The sequence below is a fragment of the Xanthobacter sp. genome, from assembly GCF_041911315.1.
Lineage (GTDB): Bacteria > Pseudomonadota > Alphaproteobacteria > Rhizobiales > Xanthobacteraceae > Xanthobacter > Xanthobacter aminoxidans.
Genome location: NZ_JAYRPE010000057.1, coordinates 1 through 18,130, shown reverse-complemented (window position 1 = coordinate 18,130; position 18,130 = coordinate 1). Strand labels below are relative to the sequence as shown.

Genomic DNA, 18,130 nt, shown 5'->3' with positions numbered 1-18,130 from the left:
GGATGGCCGGGACAAGGCCGGGCATGACGGCGAAGCAAGCGCGCCGATTGGCGACCTATCCCTCACTCACGCATGCGGCTCCAGCCGCGCCAGATCGAACGCCGCCACGTCCCTCAGCAGCTCCACGAAGGCGCGGGAGCCGTATTCGAAGGCGGCTTCGCCCTTCAGCGCGGTGGCGTGGGTGGCGTCGCCCATGGCGCCGTCGGGGCTGAGGTCCTCCGCCAGCCAGCCGAAGCCGACGGGGTGGTTGGCGCGCAGGCGCTGGAATTCGGTTTCCATGGCGATGGAATAGGGCGGGAACGGCCCGGCGTGGCTCATGTCCACCAGCTCGGGGCGGAAGGCGAGCATCAGCGAGGTTTCGATCTCCCCGCCATGGATGCCGTGCGCCCGCTCGTGGTCGGTGAACAGGCCCACGGGGTAGCCGAAGCGGTGCATGGAGCAGGTGACGGCCAGCATCTTGTGGTCCACCCGCAGCGTGCGGGCCACGAGGTCGATCACCGGCACGTTGCCGCCATGGGTGTTCATGAGCACGAGGCGGCGCACCCCGGCGCGGGCGAGGCTGCGGCCCAGCTCCACCCAGGCGGCGATGGCGGTGGCGGGCGAAAGCGTGAGCGTGCCGGCAAACGAGATGTGCTCGTCGGACTTGCCCACCGCCTGCACCGGCAGGAACACTGCGTCCACCTCGCGCGGCACCATGAAGGCGATGCGCTCCACATAGCCCTCGGCGATGAATAGGTCGGTGCCCAGCGGCAGATGCGGGCCATGCTGCTCCACGGCGGCGACGGGCAGGACGGCGACCATGCGGGTCTTGTCCAGCGCTGCGAGTGCCGGTGAGGAAAGTTCAGCCCATTTCAGAAACACCGTCCGCCTCCCGCCCCCTAGCGCGCCAGCCCGCGCCGCCCTACCTCCATGGGAAGGAAAAGGCGCATGATGTCAAGGGTCTGGGGTCAGTAGGACATGCCTCGGCCCAGGGGCTTCCCCTCTCCCCTTGCGGGAGAGGGTGGATCGCGGCTCCGCCGCGAGACGGGTGAGGGAGGACGTCCGCTCGCTGCACCGAGAACGCCCCGTGAACCTCGCCCCGAAACTGATTCGGCCCCCTCCCGTTCCGCGAATGTCCGCGCGCCCCCTTTCGCCATGGCCGTCGCGTCCCGATATGATACAGGACACCCCTCCTTTACGTGGATTGCGCCTGAGCCGATGGACGACGTCACCCGATGGGCCGTGCTGCCGCGCAATCTGAGGGCGCGGGGGGTGAGCGCGGTCCTTGGCCCGACCAATACGGGCAAGACCCACCTCGCCATCGAGCGGATGCTCGGCCATGAGAGCGGCATCATCGGCCTGCCGCTGCGCCTGCTCGCGCGCGAGGTCTACCAGCGCATCGTCGATCGGGTGGGCGCGGAGAACGTTGCCCTCATCACCGGCGAAGAGAAGATCAAGCCGAAAGGCCGCCACGGGACGGGCCCGCGCTACTGGGTCTCCACCGTGGAGGCCATGCCGCGCGATCTCGACGTGGCCTTTGTCGCCATCGACGAGATCCAGCTCGCCACCGACCTCGATCGCGGCCACGTCTTCACCGACCGCATCCTGAACCGGCGCGGCCGGCACGAGACGCTGCTGCTGGGCTCGGCCACCATGCGTCCGCTTGTGGAAAAGCTCATTCCCGGCGTGAACGTGGTGGTGCGCCCGCGCCTTTCCACCCTCACCTTCGCCGGCGAGCGCAAGATTTCCCGCCTGCCGCGCCGCTCGGCCATCGTCGCCTTCTCGGCGGACGAGGTCTATTCCATCGCCGAATTCATCCGCCGCCAGCGGGGCGGGGCGGCGGTGGTGATGGGCGCGCTCTCGCCGCGCACCCGCAACGCCCAGGTGGAGCTCTACCAGTCCGGCGACGTGGACTATCTGGTCGCCACCGACGCCATCGGCATGGGCCTCAATCTCGACGTGGACCACGTGGCCTTCGCCTCGGACCGCAAGTTCGACGGCTGGCAGTATCGCAAGCTCAACCCCTCCGAGATGGCGCAGATCGCCGGGCGCGCCGGCCGCGCGACGCGGGACGGCACGTTCGGCACGACGGGACGTTGTCCACCGCTTGAGGAGGAACTGGTCTCCCGGCTGGAGGAGCATGTGTTCGACACTGCGAAGGTGTTGCAATGGCGCAACGCCGTCGCGGATTTCCAGTCGCCCACCGCGCTCCTCGCCTCCCTTTCGCGCCTGCCGAAGGAGGAGGGGCTGGCCCGCGCGCCCACTGCCGATGACGTTGCGGTGCTTGAAATCATGAGCCGGGACATGGAGGTGACGGGCCGTCTCGACGGCGCCGCCGACGTGGAACGGCTGTGGGATGCCTGCCAAGTGCCGGACTATCGCAAGGTCTCCCCGGGGGCCCATGCGGAGCTGGTGGGCACCCTTTTCGGGCACATAAAGGGGGGTGGTCGCATCCCCGATGAGTGGTTCGCGCGTCAAATCGCCTTGACCGATCGCGCAGAAGGCGACATCGACACGTTGTCGAACCGGATTGCGCAGGTGAGGACCCTCACCTTCGTTGCGAACCGGCCCGACTGGCTCAGGGATCCGGAGCACTGGCAAGGCGTCACGAGAGGGGTCGAGGACAAGCTGTCGGATGCGTTGCACGAAAGGCTAGCCCAGCGTTTCGTGGATCGGCGGACCAGCGTGCTCATGCGGCGCCTGCGAGAGAACACGATGCTCGAAACTGAAATCAGCAAGACCGGTGACGTTACCGTCGAAGGCCACGTCATCGGCCACCTCCACGGCTTCCAGTTCGCCCCCGACCCCGCAGCCGCGGCCGGTGGCGAGGAAGCGAAGGCATTGCGCGCCGCCGCCCAGCAGGCTCTGGCCGGCGAAATCGAGCAGCGCGCCCAGCGCCTGTCGCAGGCGGTGGACGAGGCGTTCGTCCTCACCTTCGACGGCACCATCCGCTGGACGGGCGAGGCGGTGGCCAAGCTCATCCCCGGCGAGGAAGTGCTGAAGCCGCGCTTCAAGATCATCGCCGACGAGCATCTCACCGGCCCGGCCCGCGACCAGGTGGAGGAGCGCCTCACCCTGTGGGTGGCCGCCCATATCGAGAAGCTGCTCGGCGCGCTCACCAAGCTCGGCACCGCCGAGGACATCACCGGCATCGCCCGCGGCATCGCCTTCCAGATCGTCGAGAGCCTCGGCGTGCTGGAGCGCGCCCGTGTCGCTGACGAGGTGAAAGGGCTGGATCAGGCCGCCCGCGCCACGCTGCGCGGCCATGGCGTGCGCTTCGGCGCCCATCACATCTATCTGCCGGCCCTGCTGAAGCCCGCCCCGCGCGCGCTGGCGGCGGAGCTTTACGCGCTGAAGCACGGCGGTCTCGCCCAGAAGGGCCTCGACGAGCTGCCGCACCTCGCCGCTTCCGGTCGCACCTCCATCCCCGTGGACCACGAGGTGCAGAAGGGGCTTTATCGTGCCGTCGGCTTCCGCGTGTGCGGCGAGCGCGCGGTGCGCGTGGACATTCTGGAGCGCCTCGCCGACCTCATCCGTCCGGCGCTGGCGTGGCGGCCCAACTCCCCCGGCCCCAAGCCGGCCGGGGCGGTGGACGGCCGTGGCTTCACCGTCACCGTGGGCATGACCTCGCTGGCCGGCTGCTCGGGGGAGGATTTCGCCTCCATCCTGAAGTCGCTGGGCTATCGCATGGAGCGCCGCCCCCCGCCGCCGCCGGAGGCCGAGGCCCCCGCCGCGGCGCCGGAAGCGGCCCCCGCGGAACTCGCCCCGCTGCCGGAAGGCGCCATCGAGGCCGACCTCCTGTTCGACGCCCCGGCGGAAGCGCCCGCGCCTGCGGACGAGCCTGTCGGCGAAGATGCCGATGCGCCGGCCGAATCGGCGGACGAGGTGCTCATTGAGGCCCCCGCCGAGGATGTGCCCGTCGAGGAAACCCCCGCTGACGTGGTTCTGGCCGACGCGGCCGAGGCCGAGGCCGCCGCCGAGGCGGTCGAGGTGTCGGGCGATCCCACCGCCGCCGAAGTCGCGGCCGAGGTGGAGGCGCCTGCCGCCCCCGGTGGTCCCGAGGCGGTGGAAGGTGTCGCCGTGGTGGCCGAGGCTGCTGCTGCCGATGCCGCTCCCGCCGAGCCCGAGATGATCGAGGTGTGGCGTCCCGGCCGTCCGCCCGGCGCGCCGCGTCGCGAGCGTCCGGCCGGCGAAGGCCGCCGCTTCGGCGATCGTCCCGGTGGTGATCGCGGCGAGCGCGGTGGCGAGAAGGGTGGCGGCCGCGGCGAGCGCCGCGAGGGCCGTCCGCCCCACCGCCGTCCCGAGCATGCCCCCGCCGAGGCCGGTGCGCCCGAGGGCGAGCGCGCGCCGCGTCCGCCGCGCGGCGACCGTCCGCCGTTCCGTGGTCCGCGCGAGAACGAGGGCAATCGCGAGCATCGCGGCCCGCGTCCCGAGCAGCGGGCGGACAACCGCCCCGCCCATCAGGAACGCCGCCGCGAGAAGCCGGCGGACCCCGACAGCCCGTTTGCCGCCCTCGCCGCGCTCAAGGCCCGGCTGGAGGCGGAGAAGAAGGGCAGCTGATCCGTGGCGGATCCAGCGGAGCGGCAGAGGCTCGACCGCTGGATCTGGCATGCCCGCGTGGTGCGCGCCCGTGAGGACGCCGCCGATCTGGTGCGCTCGGGCCATGTGCGGCTCGACGGCGCGCGGGTGACCAGCCCCGGCCACATGGTGCGGGCGGGGCAGGTGCTCACCATCGCCCTCGACCGGCAGGTACGGGTGTTGCGCGTGGTCGCCTTTGCGGAACGCCGGGGAGATGCTACATCCGCCCTCGCGCTTTTCGAAGAAATAACAGAAGCGTGACGGGATTTAGGGGCTGCGGCACGCGCAGTTTTAACGGCCTGCGTCCTGCCGCCGCTTGCGTGGCGCGTGCGCCTGCGCTACCCGAGCCCCTCGAAAGGGATTGACCCATGACCTATGTCGTCACCGAGAACTGCATCCGCTGCAAATACATGGATTGCGTGTCCGTGTGCCCGGTGGACTGTTTCTACGAGGGCGAGAACATGCTCGTCATCCACCCCGACGAGTGCATCGACTGCGGCGTCTGCGAGCCGGAATGCCCGGCCGAGGCCATCAAGCCCGATGCCGAGCCGGGGCTGGAGAAGTGGCTCGCGCTCAACGCCGAATACGCCAAGACCTGGCCCAACATCACCCTGAAGCGCGACGCCCCCGCCGACGCCAAGGAATGGGACGGCAAGCCCGGCAAGGAAGAGCTGTTCTCCCCGGAGCCCGGCCAGGGCGACTGAGCGGGCGCGAGGCGGGACGGCCAGAGTGCGTCCCGATCCTGTCCGGTCGACAGACAATGGGAGCGATACCCGGCCGCGGCCACCACGGTGGTCGCCACGAGTATCGGCCATTGCGGGCGCGCTCTGCGTTGCGATGGTGCTCGTTGTCTTTTTCGAGCTGAACGCCGCTGCGATCCTGCTAGCGTTCCCCGTCCTCGGCTTCCTGGTCGTTGCGACGATCGCGGTTCCGATCCTCTCGTGGAGACGACGCCCCCGTCAGGCGCTGGCCTGCATGCTTGGCGTCTCGGCCGTGCTCGCCACCCTGTTCAGCCTGCCCGCCGTTGGTGCGTCCGCCCAGGCCTTCTGGTTCCGCGCGCACCTACCCCGCTATGAGCGGATGATTGACGAGGCGCGCGCCCGGAACCCGGCATCGCCCGTCCGGCTGGTTCTGGAATGGCGCGACCTGTCCCTGTTCGTGACGGCAACGCTCATTGAAGCGGTCGTCTATGACGAGACCGACGGTGTCCGCACGGACCCCTGCCCCGTGCTTGATCGCGACCATTGCCCTGTCGCGCCGGGCGGTCACGTCAAGGCCCCCAGTATGGACTTGTCCGTCGAGCCCATCGAAGGGCACTTCTATAGGGTCATAATGAGCTGAGCCCCCTCAGGGCAGCGCCTCCAGCCGCTCATATTGCGACAGCACCAGCTTGCCGTCGGCGTCGAGATAGGCGCGGCCGAATTTGGAGGTCTGCAGCCTGTCGGTCTCCTGGTAGATGGTGCCGCCCAGCGGGGGCAAAGCGTTGGGGCGGGCGCAGGGAATGTCGAGCGTCACCTTCTGCCCGACCGAATAGGCCGTGCCGCGCTCCACCAGCTTCACCGTTCCCGTCACCCCGCAGGTGCCGAACGCGCGCGGCGTGATGGTGACCGCCTCCACCTCCAGCACGATGACGCTCTTCGCCCCGTCGCGGGCGGACGCGTAGACCTGCGGCGACATCAACGCCAGCGCCGGCGCCGCTCCGGCCAGGAGCAGCACCGCCGCGATGGCGGCCTTGCGGAGGGGGCGGCGGAGCGCTTGCGGCGCGGACCCCGCGACGCGTCTGTGGTCCGTCCTGTGATCCATGCGCTCCTCCCGCCCTTGTCGCTCGCGCCGCCACCGTCCGATGCGATGCCCGGCTGTTCTTGCAGTCCGTTCTGGAGCGATTTCCGCCCTTTTGCAAAGGCGCCTTTCGCAGGGGAGGGAGCCGGCCGCTCAGCCCGGCGTTGCGGCATCCACCGCCGCCTGATGCTCGGCGGCAAGCCGTGCGTCCAGTTCCGCCACCTTGAGCGCCGCCGGCCGGCCGGTGATGCGCCTGACATAATCGGCGATCACGGGCGTCTCCGGCACAAGCTTGAACATCACGCCCCAGTGGAAGGCATTGCCCCAGAGGATGTCTGCCGCCGTGCAGCGGTCGCCCAGCAGATAGGGCTTCGAGGCCAGCTCGCGCGACACGGTGTCGAGCATGGTGTCGAAGTCGCCATAGGGCGACATGGAGGCCGGGCCGGGGTCGCGCTTCAGGGCGCGGTCCGCGAGGGCGGGCTCGTAGCAGGCCGCGTAATAGACCAGCCAGCGCAGGTACGGCCCACGACCCAGCGCGCCCAAGGCCGGCGCGAAACCGGCCTCGGGGAAAGCGTCGGCGAGATGGATGAAGATCGCCACCTGTTCGGTGACCAGCTCGCCCCGGTGCAGGATGGCCGGCACCTTCCCCATGGGGTTGATGGCGAGATAGGGCGGCTGGCGCTGCTCGCCGGCCTTCATGTTCAGCACATGGAGGCGATAGGGCGCGCCCAGCTCTTCCAGCAGGGTGAGCGCGCAGGAGGCGCGTGTGTTGGGCGAGAAGAACAGGGTGACGGTGTCGTCGGCGGTCATGGAGGCTCCTGTCGTCAGCACGTGTGACGACACCCCTCTAACCGGCCAAGGCTGACATCTTCTGTCAGGTTTGCTAGCACTCTTTCCATGCGCGCCAGCCGCCTCCTGTCGATCCTCATGGTCCTCCAGGCCCGCGGGGCGGTCACCGCCCAGGCCCTCGCGGAGGAGTGCGAGGTCTCGCTGCGCACCATCTACCGCGACATCGACGCCCTGAGCGCGGCCGGCGTGCCGGTCTATGCCGAGCGCGGCGCGGGTGGCGGCTACCGGCTGCTGGAAGGCTATCGCACGCGGCTGAACGGGCTTTCCGCGCAGGAGGCGCAGGCCCTGTTCCTCTCCGGCCTCGGCGGAGCGGCCACTGCGCTGGGCCTCGGCGCCGTGCTCGCGGCGGCGCAGACCAAGGTCACGGCGGGCCTGCCCGCCAACCTGCGCAGCGCCGCCGCCTTGATGCGCACGCGCTTCCACCTCGATGCGCCCGGCTGGTTCCATGCGGCGGAAGAGCCGCCCTTCCTCCAGGCCGTCGCGGCGGCGGCGTGGGAGCAGCATGTCATCGAGATCCGCTACCAATCGTGGCGGGCCGAGAAGCGCCGGCGCGTCGCGCCCTTGGGCATGGTGCTGAAAAGCGGCGCCTGGTACCTCGTCGGCGCGGTGGACGCCAGCGTGCGGACCTATCGCATCAGCCGCATCCGGGAGCTGGAGCCGCTGGCAGAGCGATTCGAGCCGCCGCCCGGCTTCGACCTCGCCACCTGGTGGGGCGAGAGCACGCGGCGGCTGGAAGAGGAGATGTATCCGAACCGGGCGACGGTGCGCCTCTCGCCCCTCGGCCTGCGCCTGCTGGAGCACGTCACCTCCGCCGTCTCGCGGGCCGGCATGGTGGTGGGGGAGCCGGACGCCGAGGGCCATCGGGTGGTCACCCTGCGCGTCGGCTCTTTGTGGGAAGCATCCAGCGAGCTGATGCGCTTCGGCACCGAGGCGGAGGTGCTGGAGCCGCCGGAGCTGCGGGCGCGCATCCGGGAGACGGTGGAGAAGATGGGGCGGCTCTACCCGTCCTGAGCGCGGCGCAGGCTTTCGCCGGCCGAGCCTGCGCGTCCGCGCGCGTCGACGGCCTTCCGGTGGGGGAGGTGTGTCGGTACGGCATCACATCGCCGAAATTGAACAAGCGGAAGCTCTGCCCGGTGGAAACACGATCTTGGCCGTGGTCCTTTTGCGGCGGGATCGGGCGGTATCCTCTCACAGTCTGGCAGGGGACCATCGCCCTTCCAAGGGGCTGCCTTGGGGGGAAACAGCATGATTTCGCGTTCGTCGATTGCCCTTGCCGCTTTGCTTTCATCCGTCTCGTTCGGTGCCCTGGAGACCGCCCAGGCGCACGAATTCTCGAACTTCTACGTGTTCGGCGACAGCCTGAGCGACGCGGGAACCTATTACGTGGTCGTCGACGGCCAGCTCCAGTCGGTGCGGTTCACGGTGAACCCCGGCCAGGTCTGGGACATGCGGGTGGGCGAGCATTACGGGATCGACGTCTCGCCCTATCTCGCCATCGACACTGTGAGTGGCACCAGCACCGTGGTGGGCGGCACCAATTACGCCCAGGGCGGCGCCTGCGTGGATTCGGGCTACAACATTCCCAAGTGCTTCGTCTACCCGAGCAATACCTTGGGCGAGACGCAGCAGCTCGAGACCTATCTCGATTCCACCGGCGGCGTCGCCCGGCCGAACGCGCTCTACTCCATGTGGGCCGGCGCCAACGACATCTTCACCCAGGCCATCCTGCTCAACCTCGGCGCCATCAGCGAGGAGAAGGCCATCGAGCACGTGGTGGCGGCCGCCAACCAGCACGTGGACAACATCCACACGCTCTCGAAGGCCGGCGCGCGGTACATCATCGTGCCGAACCTGCCGGACATCTCCAAGGCGCCCGTCACCAGCGTACTGCCCGAGGGCCCGTTCTTCAGCGCGGCTGTCACCGCCTACAACGCGACCCTCTACAAGGACCTGCGCCACCTCGGCGGCTCGAACATCATCTTTGTGGATGACTATGCGCTGGTGAACGAGGTGATCGCGAACCCGCACATGTACGGCTTCACCAACGTGACCGACAAGGCGTGCCAGCAGGAGTTCTCGCTCACCTGCACCGCCAACACCCTCGTGGCGCCGAATGCCCAGAACGACTACCTCTTCGCCGACATCGTGCATCCGACCCCCGCGGGCCATGCGCTGCTGGCGGAATACATCGAATCCATCATCGATGCGCCCGGCCTCATCGGCATGCTGGCGGAAAGCCCGATCTATGTGGGCCGCGGCATCTACCGCACCCTCGACACCCGCATCGGCACGGGCACACCCAAGGGCTTCCAGCTCTATACCAACATCGATTACAGCACCTACAGTCTCGACCCGACCCGCGACCATTCGGGCTCGGACGGCAGCGCCACGGCCGGCTATGTGGGCCTGGAATACGGCTTCGGCAACGGCATCAGCGTCGGCGCCCTGCTGAGCTATGCCAGCGGCAGCTACAACTTCAGCGCGCTGAGCGGCGGCTACGACGCCGACATGTTCAACGGCACGATCTACGCCAACGCCCGCTTCGGCGGCGCCTTCGCCCAGCTCTCCGGCACCATGGGCTCCATCGACTACAACTCGATCCAGCGCCAGTTCGCGCTCGGCGCGGCGCTGCGCACCGACATGGGCAATACCAGCGGCATCTATTACGGCGCCCGCCTCGCCACCGGCTACGATTTCACCTTCGGCCAGGCGACGCTCACGCCGCTGGCGCAGCTCACCTACCAGCAGGCGACGGTGGACGGCTATGCGGAGACCGCCGGCAATTCCAGCGCCATGTCGTTCGGCAACCAGCTGCGCGAACTGTTCTACGTGACCCTCGGCGGGCAGGCGAGCTATGCCTTCGTGGTGTCCGGCGTCACCATCCGCCCCAATGTGCAGGCGAGCTGGAATTACGACTTCCTGAACCAGGACCGCTCCGTCACCGCCGGCCTTCTCACCGCCCCCGTCACCTTCGCCATGCCGGTCTACCAGCCGGGCCGCACGTGGACCAACCTCGCGGCGGGCCTCACGGTGGAGGCGGCCAACGGCCTGTCGTGCAATTTCACCGTGGGTGAACAGCTCGGCCAGGATCAGGTGTCCAGCGCCTATGTGAACGGCGGCATCGTCTACAAGTTCTGAGGTGCTGGCCCCGCCGGGGCCATCCTCACGGGATCGGGGGGCGGTGCGCGGCGCCGCGCCCCGATGCCGTTTCAACACGGCATTTCATGGCGCGCGATTTGCCCTTATAAGGCGCCCATGCTCGACCAGACGCCCAACGCCGCCCTCGCGGACCTGCCCGATTTTGCCCGCCGGCGCACCTTCGCCATCATCTCCCATCCGGACGCCGGCAAGACCACGCTGACGGAAAAGCTCCTGCTTGCCTCCGGCGCCATCCGCATGGCCGGCCACGTGAAGGCGCGCGGCGAGCGCCGCCGCACCCGGTCCGACTGGATGGAGATCGAGCAGCAGCGCGGCATTTCCGTCACCTCCTCGGTGATGACGTTCGAGCGCGACGGTATCGTCTTCAACCTGCTCGACACGCCCGGCCACTCGGACTTCTCCGAGGATACCTACCGCACCCTCTCGGCCGTGGACGCGGCGGTGATGGTGATCGACGCCGCCAAGGGCATCGAGAGCCAGACCCGCAAGCTGTTCGAGGTCTGCCGCCTGCGCGACATCCCCATCTTCACCTTCGTCAACAAGGTGGACCGGGAAAGCCTCGACCCCATCGCGCTGATGGATGAGGTCTCCTCCACCCTCGCCCTCGATCTCACCCCGCTCACCTGGCCCATCGGCATGGGCGTGGATTTCCGCGGCCTCATCGACATCGCCAACAAGCGCGCCTTGCTCGCCACCGAGCGCGGCGGCCCGCTGGTGCGCGAGGTGCCGTTCGAGACGCCGGAGGACCTCATCGGCCTCGACGGCGTGGAGGAGCGCATCCTCAACGAGGCGGTGGAGAGCCTGACCCTGGCTTTGGGCGTGCTGCCGCCGTTCGATCTTGCCGCCTTCCGCGAAGGCCATCTCTCGCCGGTCTATTTCGGCTCGGCGCTGAAGGAGGCGGGCGTGGCCGAACTGCTGTTCGGCCTCGGCTCCGTCGGCCCCAGCCCGCTGCCGCGCTCCGCCGCCGGCGATCGCACCGTGGAGCCGGCGGAGGATCTCGTCTCCGGCTTCGTCTTCAAGGTGCAGGCCAACATGGACCCGAACCACCGGGACCGCGTGGCCTTCGTGCGCCTGTGCTCCGGCCGCTTCAAGCGCGGCATGAAGCTGTTCAACCCGCGCGAGAAGCGCAACATGGCCATCGCCAACCCCATCTTCTTCTTCGCCCAGGAGCGCGAGACGGTGGACGAGGCGGTGGCCGGCGACATCATCGGCATTCCCAACCACGGCATGCTGCGGGTGGGCGACACCCTCTCCGAGGGCGAGAGCATCAAGTTCGAGGGCCTGCCGGACTTCGCCCCGGAAATCCTGCGCCGCGTGCTGCTCTCCGACCCCATGAAGGCCAAGCAGCTGCAGAAAGCGCTGCAGGACATGGCGGAAGAGGGCGTGGTGCAGGTCTTGAAGCCCGTCTCCGATCCCGCGCCCATCGTCGGCGTGGTGGGCACCCTCCAGCTCGACGTGCTCGCCGCGCGGCTGGAGAAGGAATACGGCGTGCCCATCCGCTACGAGACCACCTCCTTCGTCACCGCCCGCTGGATCGTCGGCGAGCGGGCCGAGGTGGACCGCTTCCTGGAACTCAACCGCTCCTCCACCGCGCGTGATCGCGACGAGGCGCCGGTCTATCTCGCCCGCAGCCAGTGGGTGCTGGACCGCGCCATCGAGGAATACCCCAAGCTGAAGTTCGTGGCCGTCAAGGAACGCGCCTGACCCCCTTTTCCTGACCTGAGCCGGGGCGCACTGGACGCGGCCCCCGATGCCGCCCAACTGGAGGACCCGATGGCCGACGCCACCCGCCTTGCCGAGCTTTCCACCATCATCGACGACGCCTTCGAGAAGCGCGCCGAGATCGGCTTTTCCACCACCGGCACCGTGCGCGACGCGGTGAACGAGGCCCTGACCCTCCTCGACAGCGGCGCCGCCCGCGTGGCGGAGCAGGGCGCCAACGGCGCCTGGACGGTGAACCAGTGGCTCAAGAAAGCCGTGCTGCTCTCCTTCCGCCTCAACGACATGGAAGCCATTCCCGGCGGTCCCGGCGGCGCCCACTGGTGGGACAAGGTGCCCTCCAAGTTCGCCACCTGGGGTGAGGCCGAGTTCCGCGCCGCCGGCTTCCGCGCCGTGCCCGGCGCCATCGTGCGCCGCTCCGCCTTCATCGCCCCCAACGTGGTGCTGATGCCCTCCTTCGTGAATCTCGGCGCCCATGTGGGCGAGGGCACCATGGTGGACACTTGGGCCACCGTCGGCTCCTGCGCGCAGATCGGCAAGAACGTGCATCTCTCCGGCGGCGTCGGCATCGGCGGCGTGCTGGAGCCGCTCCAGGCCGGCCCTGTCATCATCGAGGACGACTGCTTCATCGGCGCCCGCTCCGAAGTGGTGGAGGGCGTGGTGGTGCGCCGCGGCTCCGTGCTCTCCATGGGCGTGTTCATCTCCGCCTCCACCAAGATCATCGACCGGCAGACCGGCGAGGTGTTCATCGGCGAGGTGCCGGCCTATTCGGTGGTGGTGCCCGGCGCGCTCCCCGGCAAGCCGCTGCCGGACGGCACGCCCGGCCCCTCGCTCTATTGCGCGGTGATCGTGAAGCGGGTGGACGCGCAGACCCGCTCCAAGACCTCCATCAACGACCTCCTGCGCGACTGAGAGCGCGCCGGCCGGGGAGGGGCTGCGGAGGGGTTTCCCCGGTGGCCTGCCGGCGCCGCGGGGCGAGGAATGCGACCTGTTGGCAAGGCGGAGATTCCGGCTTGCCAACCAAGGCCGAGCCGCTATATTCCGCCGCCTCGCCCGGATGCGACGCCCTCGCGGCACGCTCCCTTCCCCGAGCCATCTTGGAGACGACCGGCGAGACCCGGCCCCGCCCCTGCGGCGATGGCTGGAAACAGGGGCGACAGGATTGCGGGCCTTCAACCAGCCCGCCACAAGATCGTAACCCCGGTGTTCCGCATGTGCCTTGGCGCATCCGGTGTTCCGCATGTGCCTTGGCGCATGCGGCTGAAGAGGTGGCCGAGGGATTGAAGGCGCACAGATCGCCTTCGGCGGCCATCCCTGAGTGAAGTTCTGCGTGCGCCCTGCGCATGCGGCTGGAGAGGTGGCCGAGTGGTTGAAGGCGCACGCCTGGAACGCGTGTATACGGGAAACCGTATCGAGGGTTCGAATCCCTCTCTCTCCGCCAGTCTATCTGCCTAACATATTGATATAACGGCGGTTTAGGTCCGGCATGGCTGGGTAACCCCACCCCCAACCCCACCTCGTGCAGTTCCTTCCCATGCAGGGTCCCGTCACTGCCCGCACCATGGGTAGCCAAGCCTCGCCTCGGCCGGTCCTCTACCGGCTGTCCCTACCGCCCCTCTTCTCTCTCTCTCTCTCTCTTTTGCCAGTTAATCCAGTTATCCAGAATCTAGAAATTCATTGGATTATCAAATAGATACATCTGGATTGGTTCAATCCAGCAATCGGGCTGTACGCCAGATAAAAGCGCGGCCCCGCCTTACTGAGCCGAGCGGCCTTCCCATTTTGGGAAATTTCCTTGATTTTCCCAAACTGGGAAGGCATTATCCCCTTCCATGAGGATCATCGCCCGCAGCACCCTCGTCGCATTCTGGGAACGTCATCCCGAGACACGGGCGCCTCTGGAGCACTGGGAGCAGGTGGCGAAGGCGACCCGATGGGCGTCGATCGCCGACGTGCTCGCCACCTTCTCTAAGGCCAAGGCGCTGAATGGCGAGCGGGTGCGGTTCGAAATCCATGGCGGCGACTACCGCCTGATAGTCGCCTTTAACTTCGGCCTGGGGATCGCGTTCGTGAAGTTCATCGGTACCCACGCCGAGTACGACCGGATCGATGCCCTGACCGTGTCGCTGTTCTGAGGAGGTCTTGCATGGAAATCCATCCGATCCACACCGAGGCGGACCATGCGGCGGCCCTTGCGGAGATCGAGCGCCTGTTCGATGCCGCACCCGGCTCGCCCGAGGCCGATCGGCTCGATATTCTCGCCACCCTCGTGGAGCGCTACGAGGATGCCCGCTGGCCTGTTCCGGAAGGCGATCCGGTGGACATCATTCGCTTCATGATGGAGCAGCGCGGGGAGGGGCAGGCCGGCCTTGCCCGACTCTTCGGCTCCGCTTCACGTGCGTCGGAGATCATCAACCGCAAGCGGGCGCTCACCATGGAGATGGTGCGGCAGCTCAACCGCGAATGGGGCATCCCGGCAGAGCTGCTGATCCGGCCATATGAGCTGGCGGCTTGAGGGACTTCCCACCTTGGTGTGGTGAAAGGCGCTCCCGACCATAAGTTTTAACAAGAGCACCGCGCAGGCGCGGCGATGCGCGATGCATCGCCCGTTCGGCCATGGCGGTTTCGATCGCTGCGGCGACTTCAACATTCTCCAACAGGCGAGGCCCTTGGGCGTGTGCCGTCTTGGCGCAGTAGCCAACCCCGAGGCGCCCCCGACATGTCTGGTTTTGACTGATTATGGGCTTCCCTGACTTTCGGAATTCTCAGGAGGTCGGCAGCCTTCACCCTAGCATCGCCTAGCATGCGAGCGGCCTGCCCATCGCCTCCCAGGCGACCGTTCAACATCAACAAACCTAAACAAGGCCGGCATCCTCAAATAGCGGTCGACCCATTAGCATCTATTAGCATCCGCCCATCTCAGCCGTCGCAAGAGGGCAGGCCACGGCTATGCAAAAGATCGGTCGCCCAGCACATTTCTGAGGCCACCCTGCACATCATCCATTGGCCGGCTGCGCAAAAATCGCCGGATTTACGAAAAAATCCTTGCTCGGTCGGCCCCGCTTTTTCGGAGCCAATATTGGCTGAAGAATGCCTGCCTCTACCAGTTCGGCACAGGCCGCATCCATGGCGGAGCTTTCGCGAAGTGGTGCTCCTACAGTGTAACGCGCTTTCGATGCGTTGAACGTCGAAAGGCGCTTCTCGCGGATGTGTCGTGCAAGTATGGCGGCGTGCGTTTCGGCGACGGGGATAGATGCGTCGCCGAACACCCTTTCCGCCATGGGCAGAAAGTAGGTTTGAAGCATCTCGCACGCGGTGACCACAGCAGCTTCGCCGATGTTCGCCGGCTCTTCCCACGGCGCTTGTGGATCGGCGCCCCACCAGAGATGCGTGAGCACGCAGGAAAGCCGCAGCGCATGGCCACGCGCCTTGCCGAGGGCGCTCTTCATGAGTGGAGACGCCTTGCTCTCCCGCACCTTGATCGCCTGGGCGAACCGCTCCAATACTGCGAGCGCCGGCTCTTCGAGCGGCAGCATGACGGGGCTGTCCGGCATCGGCGGCGGGTTGGACTGCATGTGAAGCCGACAACAGCGGCTCACGACACGTTCAGCAGGCCCTCGATCGAAGGTTTCACGGGCGATACGGAAACCGGCAACCGGGTCAGGCCAGCTCCAAAGAAATCGTGCCACAAAGCCATCGTCCGCACCCTTGAGCAGCTCGGCAGCCTTGTCAGGCTGCAATGCGCCGATGATGCCAATCGACAGGTGCGGCACGCGAATGGGATCGCCGCTTTTCACGCGATCCACCGTGAAGTTGCGGCCGCCGTTCGCTTCAAGGAAGAACTGACGATCGCTTCCGCCTCCGCCGCTGTACCTGCCAAAGCTCGCGAAGAGGCCTGCCAGCTCGTCGCGGTGAAGGATTAGGCCGGCAGGATTTTCTGCCGATAGGGTGGCGAGGCGCTCGACCGTGCTGTCGCGGACCACGATGCGCTTCAGGAAAGGCTTCACGGGCTCGCGGAAGCCCTCTGGCAAAGCCACGGGGATTGCTGTGGCAAGCTCCGGGTTTGCCCGCAACGCCTCGCGAGCGGCGCTCTTGTGAGCGGCCATGATAGCGTCTGCGGCGAGCTTCTCTTCCTCGTACTCGCGCAGGCGCTGGCGGTAGTCGGCATCGAGCGAGGCCTCCTCTGCGTTCACCAACGACATGACCGCCGATGAAGCCGGGCTCTTTCCCGATGAGGGGTCGCCAACCAGCGCTGCGAAGAGTGCGGGCGGCTCGGTCCACTCTGTGCCGGCGAAGGGGCGACGGCGGTTTCCGAGAAGGCCCCCGACCAACGCCAAGAGCGAGACGGACACGTAGTCGATCGGCGCGCACGTCGCACGGGCTTGAGCTTCGGCCCAACGCGCGACGTGGGGGCCAAGCCATTCAGGATGAAATGTCGGAGGCGTGCGGCGGCCTTCTCGCAAAAGAGAAAGGTCGGGCACTTCCCACGTCGCGGCTATGCCCTCCGGCTCGATCACCTCGCCCGTCGCCGCGTCATGGATCGTGCCATCGGCCGACACGGCCAACTCGCGATTGAGTTCCACGGCCGCCGCCGCGATCTCCTCGTCCCGCTGGAATTCCTCCGGCACCTGACGTGGCTGGGCCATGCCGCCTTTGCGCGCGGAGGAGATGGTGCGTAGCACCGATCTGCGACCGTCATCCTTCACGAGCCCGCATGCCTCTGCCGCCTGCACGAGCGCGCCATGAGCCACGTCCGCAGCAATCCACCCTGCAGCGACGAGCTGGAAGACGGCGAATGCGGAGGTGTTGAGCTGATTGTTCCGGCCGCCCTGCCCGCATTGCACCAGCGCCCTGATCTCGGCGTCGAATGCGCTCTCCACCCACGCGCGAAGACGAGGATGGCCCATGTCGAGCGTGCGGACGGCGCCGGGGGTGATTTCCTTTGAGGGCTTCGGCGCCGGCTCCGCCTTCTGCGGCAAGGGCTCAGGGGTGATTTCCTCGTGCTTTCCGGTGAGGATTGCGTGCAGCCAGTCCGGCAGCTCGGGGGCATGCAGAATGTCGAGCGGATCACCGTCCGGGAAGAGATATACCCCGTCATCACGCGTGGCGTCGGGGGCGATCACATAGCCGCCATCTCCGCGCACATCGATCGTGCACTCGCTCTTGGGCGGCAGCGAACCCCGGCTGTTGCCCAGCGCTTCGCCTGAGCGCTGGCGGAAATAGTAGTGCCGGCCGCCCGAGGGCGTGTCCACCATGGGGCATTCGGGCACGCCACCATGCTGCTCTGCGATCCGCTCGAAGGCGGCGATGCCCTCGGCGCCGTCCGCGTCCATCACGATCAGGCCGACCGCGCCCAGGTGAATGCCGGGCATGGCGTCGGGATGGGCCGCCCACCACCGCTGCACCCGGTCGGTCTGGCCGGGTCGGGCCGACTTCCATGGCGTGCCATGGATCGGCTGCTTGGTGTCATCGCACGGGAAAACCGCAAGTGAGGGCGCCAGCGCCAAGGCGAGCTTGGAGTTGGTTTGGATCGTGGCCGGATCGAAAGGTGGGTGGAGAACGCAGCCCATCATGCCACCACGCATTGAGATTGGCGGAAGCGGAGATGTGAGCGCGCCTTCTGCCTCTTGAGCGCGACGGCGCGGGCCGCCTTGTCGAATTGCGCCGCGATCTGGTCGAGTTCAGGCTTGCGGGGACGTGCCCATCGCAGCATCTGCTCGACGCTGATGCGCGCGCGGCCGAGGACAACGAATTCCTCACACCAGCGCTCGTTCCAAAAGTCGAATGCGGAGAGGTGGCGAAAACCGGGCAGCACGTAGTTCCGGCTAGCGAACACGCCTAGGATTTGCGCGGTCCGTTCATCGTCCGCAACGCCAACATCACGGTGGATTAGGAGCGGGGAGGAATGATGCTGAAATCCTCCGGTACCCCGGATGGGGGTGATGCGCTCGTGGACCGTCCACTGCTCGAACCCAAGGTCGAGCATGATGCCAATGCGCCGTGAGTGTTCAGTATGATCGAGGGTTTCAACGTCAATAAAATTGACATCGGAATAGTCCGTTCGATC

Annotated in this window: 15 protein-coding genes and 1 tRNA gene; 11 read left to right on the top strand and 5 right to left on the bottom strand. The window is 67.5% G+C overall.

All coding sequences use genetic code 11. The features are described 5' to 3' along the window. Nucleotides 1-66 precede the first annotated feature (66 nt). Entirely contained in the window at nucleotides 67-861 is a 795-nt protein-coding gene (locus ACE3QW_RS16145) for a creatininase family protein (protein ID WP_374252512.1), read from the bottom strand. 336 nt (nucleotides 862-1,197) lie between these two features. Here ACE3QW_RS16145 and ACE3QW_RS16140 point away from each other — a divergent pair, with 336 nt between their 5' ends. The 4 genes from ACE3QW_RS16140 to ACE3QW_RS16125 all read left to right on the top strand — a co-directional run bounded on the left by ACE3QW_RS16140 (nucleotide 1,198) and on the right by ACE3QW_RS16125 (nucleotide 5,898). Next, complete coding sequence (locus tag ACE3QW_RS16140; protein WP_374252511.1) at nucleotides 1,198-4,539, top strand: helicase-related protein; 3,342 nt, start codon at nucleotides 1,198-1,200, stop codon at nucleotides 4,537-4,539. A gap of 3 nt (nucleotides 4,540-4,542) precedes the next feature. Beyond that, the gene (locus ACE3QW_RS16135) at nucleotides 4,543-4,818 is read left to right on the top strand and encodes an RNA-binding S4 domain-containing protein (RefSeq protein ID WP_029556969.1); all 276 of its coding nucleotides are present in this window, start codon (nucleotides 4,543-4,545) and stop codon (nucleotides 4,816-4,818) included. 107 nt (nucleotides 4,819-4,925) lie between these two features. Then, the gene (fdxA, locus tag ACE3QW_RS16130; protein WP_024277374.1) at nucleotides 4,926-5,261 is read left to right on the top strand and encodes a ferredoxin FdxA; all 336 of its coding nucleotides are present in this window, start codon (nucleotides 4,926-4,928) and stop codon (nucleotides 5,259-5,261) included. A gap of 133 nt (nucleotides 5,262-5,394) precedes the next feature. Continuing rightward, entirely contained in the window at nucleotides 5,395-5,898 is a 504-nt protein-coding gene (locus tag ACE3QW_RS16125) for a hypothetical protein (RefSeq protein ID WP_374252508.1), read from the top strand. 6 nt (nucleotides 5,899-5,904) lie between these two features. Here ACE3QW_RS16125 and ACE3QW_RS16120 read toward each other — a convergent pair whose 3' ends face one another. Then, the gene (locus ACE3QW_RS16120; RefSeq protein ID WP_374252506.1) at nucleotides 5,905-6,360 is read right to left on the bottom strand and encodes a hypothetical protein; all 456 of its coding nucleotides are present in this window, start codon (nucleotides 6,358-6,360) and stop codon (nucleotides 5,905-5,907) included. Nucleotides 6,361-6,489: 129 nt separating this feature from the next. Next, nucleotides 6,490-7,146 (bottom strand): glutathione S-transferase family protein, encoded by a 657-nt coding sequence (locus tag ACE3QW_RS16115; protein ID WP_374252504.1) that lies wholly within the window; start codon nucleotides 7,144-7,146, stop codon nucleotides 6,490-6,492. Between the two features lie 87 nt (nucleotides 7,147-7,233). Between ACE3QW_RS16115 and ACE3QW_RS16110 the strand changes: the two genes are divergently transcribed. The 7 genes from ACE3QW_RS16110 to ACE3QW_RS16080 all read left to right on the top strand — a co-directional run bounded on the left by ACE3QW_RS16110 (nucleotide 7,234) and on the right by ACE3QW_RS16080 (nucleotide 14,578). Further along, complete coding sequence (locus tag ACE3QW_RS16110) at nucleotides 7,234-8,196, top strand: helix-turn-helix transcriptional regulator (RefSeq protein ID WP_374252503.1); 963 nt, start codon at nucleotides 7,234-7,236, stop codon at nucleotides 8,194-8,196. A gap of 234 nt (nucleotides 8,197-8,430) precedes the next feature. After that, entirely contained in the window at nucleotides 8,431-10,323 is a 1,893-nt protein-coding gene (locus ACE3QW_RS16105; RefSeq protein WP_374252501.1) for an autotransporter domain-containing protein, read from the top strand. 117 nt (nucleotides 10,324-10,440) lie between these two features. After that, a complete protein-coding gene (locus ACE3QW_RS16100) occupies nucleotides 10,441-12,048 on the top strand; it encodes a peptide chain release factor 3 (protein ID WP_024277382.1) in 1,608 nt (535 codons plus the stop codon). A 69-nt stretch (nucleotides 12,049-12,117) separates the two neighbouring features. Then, a complete protein-coding gene (gene dapD / locus ACE3QW_RS16095) occupies nucleotides 12,118-12,975 on the top strand; it encodes a 2,3,4,5-tetrahydropyridine-2,6-dicarboxylate N-succinyltransferase (RefSeq protein WP_374252499.1) in 858 nt (285 codons plus the stop codon). Between the two features lie 439 nt (nucleotides 12,976-13,414). Then, nucleotides 13,415-13,504 (top strand) — tRNA-Ser (locus tag ACE3QW_RS16090). A 391-nt stretch (nucleotides 13,505-13,895) separates the two neighbouring features. After that, nucleotides 13,896-14,198, top strand: a complete 303-nt coding sequence (locus ACE3QW_RS16085) for a type II toxin-antitoxin system HigB family toxin (RefSeq protein ID WP_374252497.1) — start codon at nucleotides 13,896-13,898, stop codon at nucleotides 14,196-14,198. An 11-nt stretch (nucleotides 14,199-14,209) separates the two neighbouring features. Further along, nucleotides 14,210-14,578, top strand: coding sequence for a type II toxin-antitoxin system HigA family antitoxin (locus ACE3QW_RS16080; protein WP_374252495.1), 369 nt, complete (start codon nucleotides 14,210-14,212; stop codon nucleotides 14,576-14,578). Between the two features lie 481 nt (nucleotides 14,579-15,059). On the opposite strand, the gene ACE3QW_RS16075 is transcribed toward ACE3QW_RS16080, so the two are convergent. Together ACE3QW_RS16075 and ACE3QW_RS16070 are read right to left on the bottom strand one after the other, a co-directional pair. After that, nucleotides 15,060-17,636 (bottom strand): DUF3987 domain-containing protein, encoded by a 2,577-nt coding sequence (locus ACE3QW_RS16075; protein WP_374252494.1) that lies wholly within the window; start codon nucleotides 17,634-17,636, stop codon nucleotides 15,060-15,062. Then, nucleotides 17,633-18,130, bottom strand: a 498-nt coding sequence (locus ACE3QW_RS16070) for a hypothetical protein (protein WP_374252492.1), incomplete at its 5' end; no start/stop codon positions are given. The genes ACE3QW_RS16070 and ACE3QW_RS16075, both read right to left, overlap by 4 nt.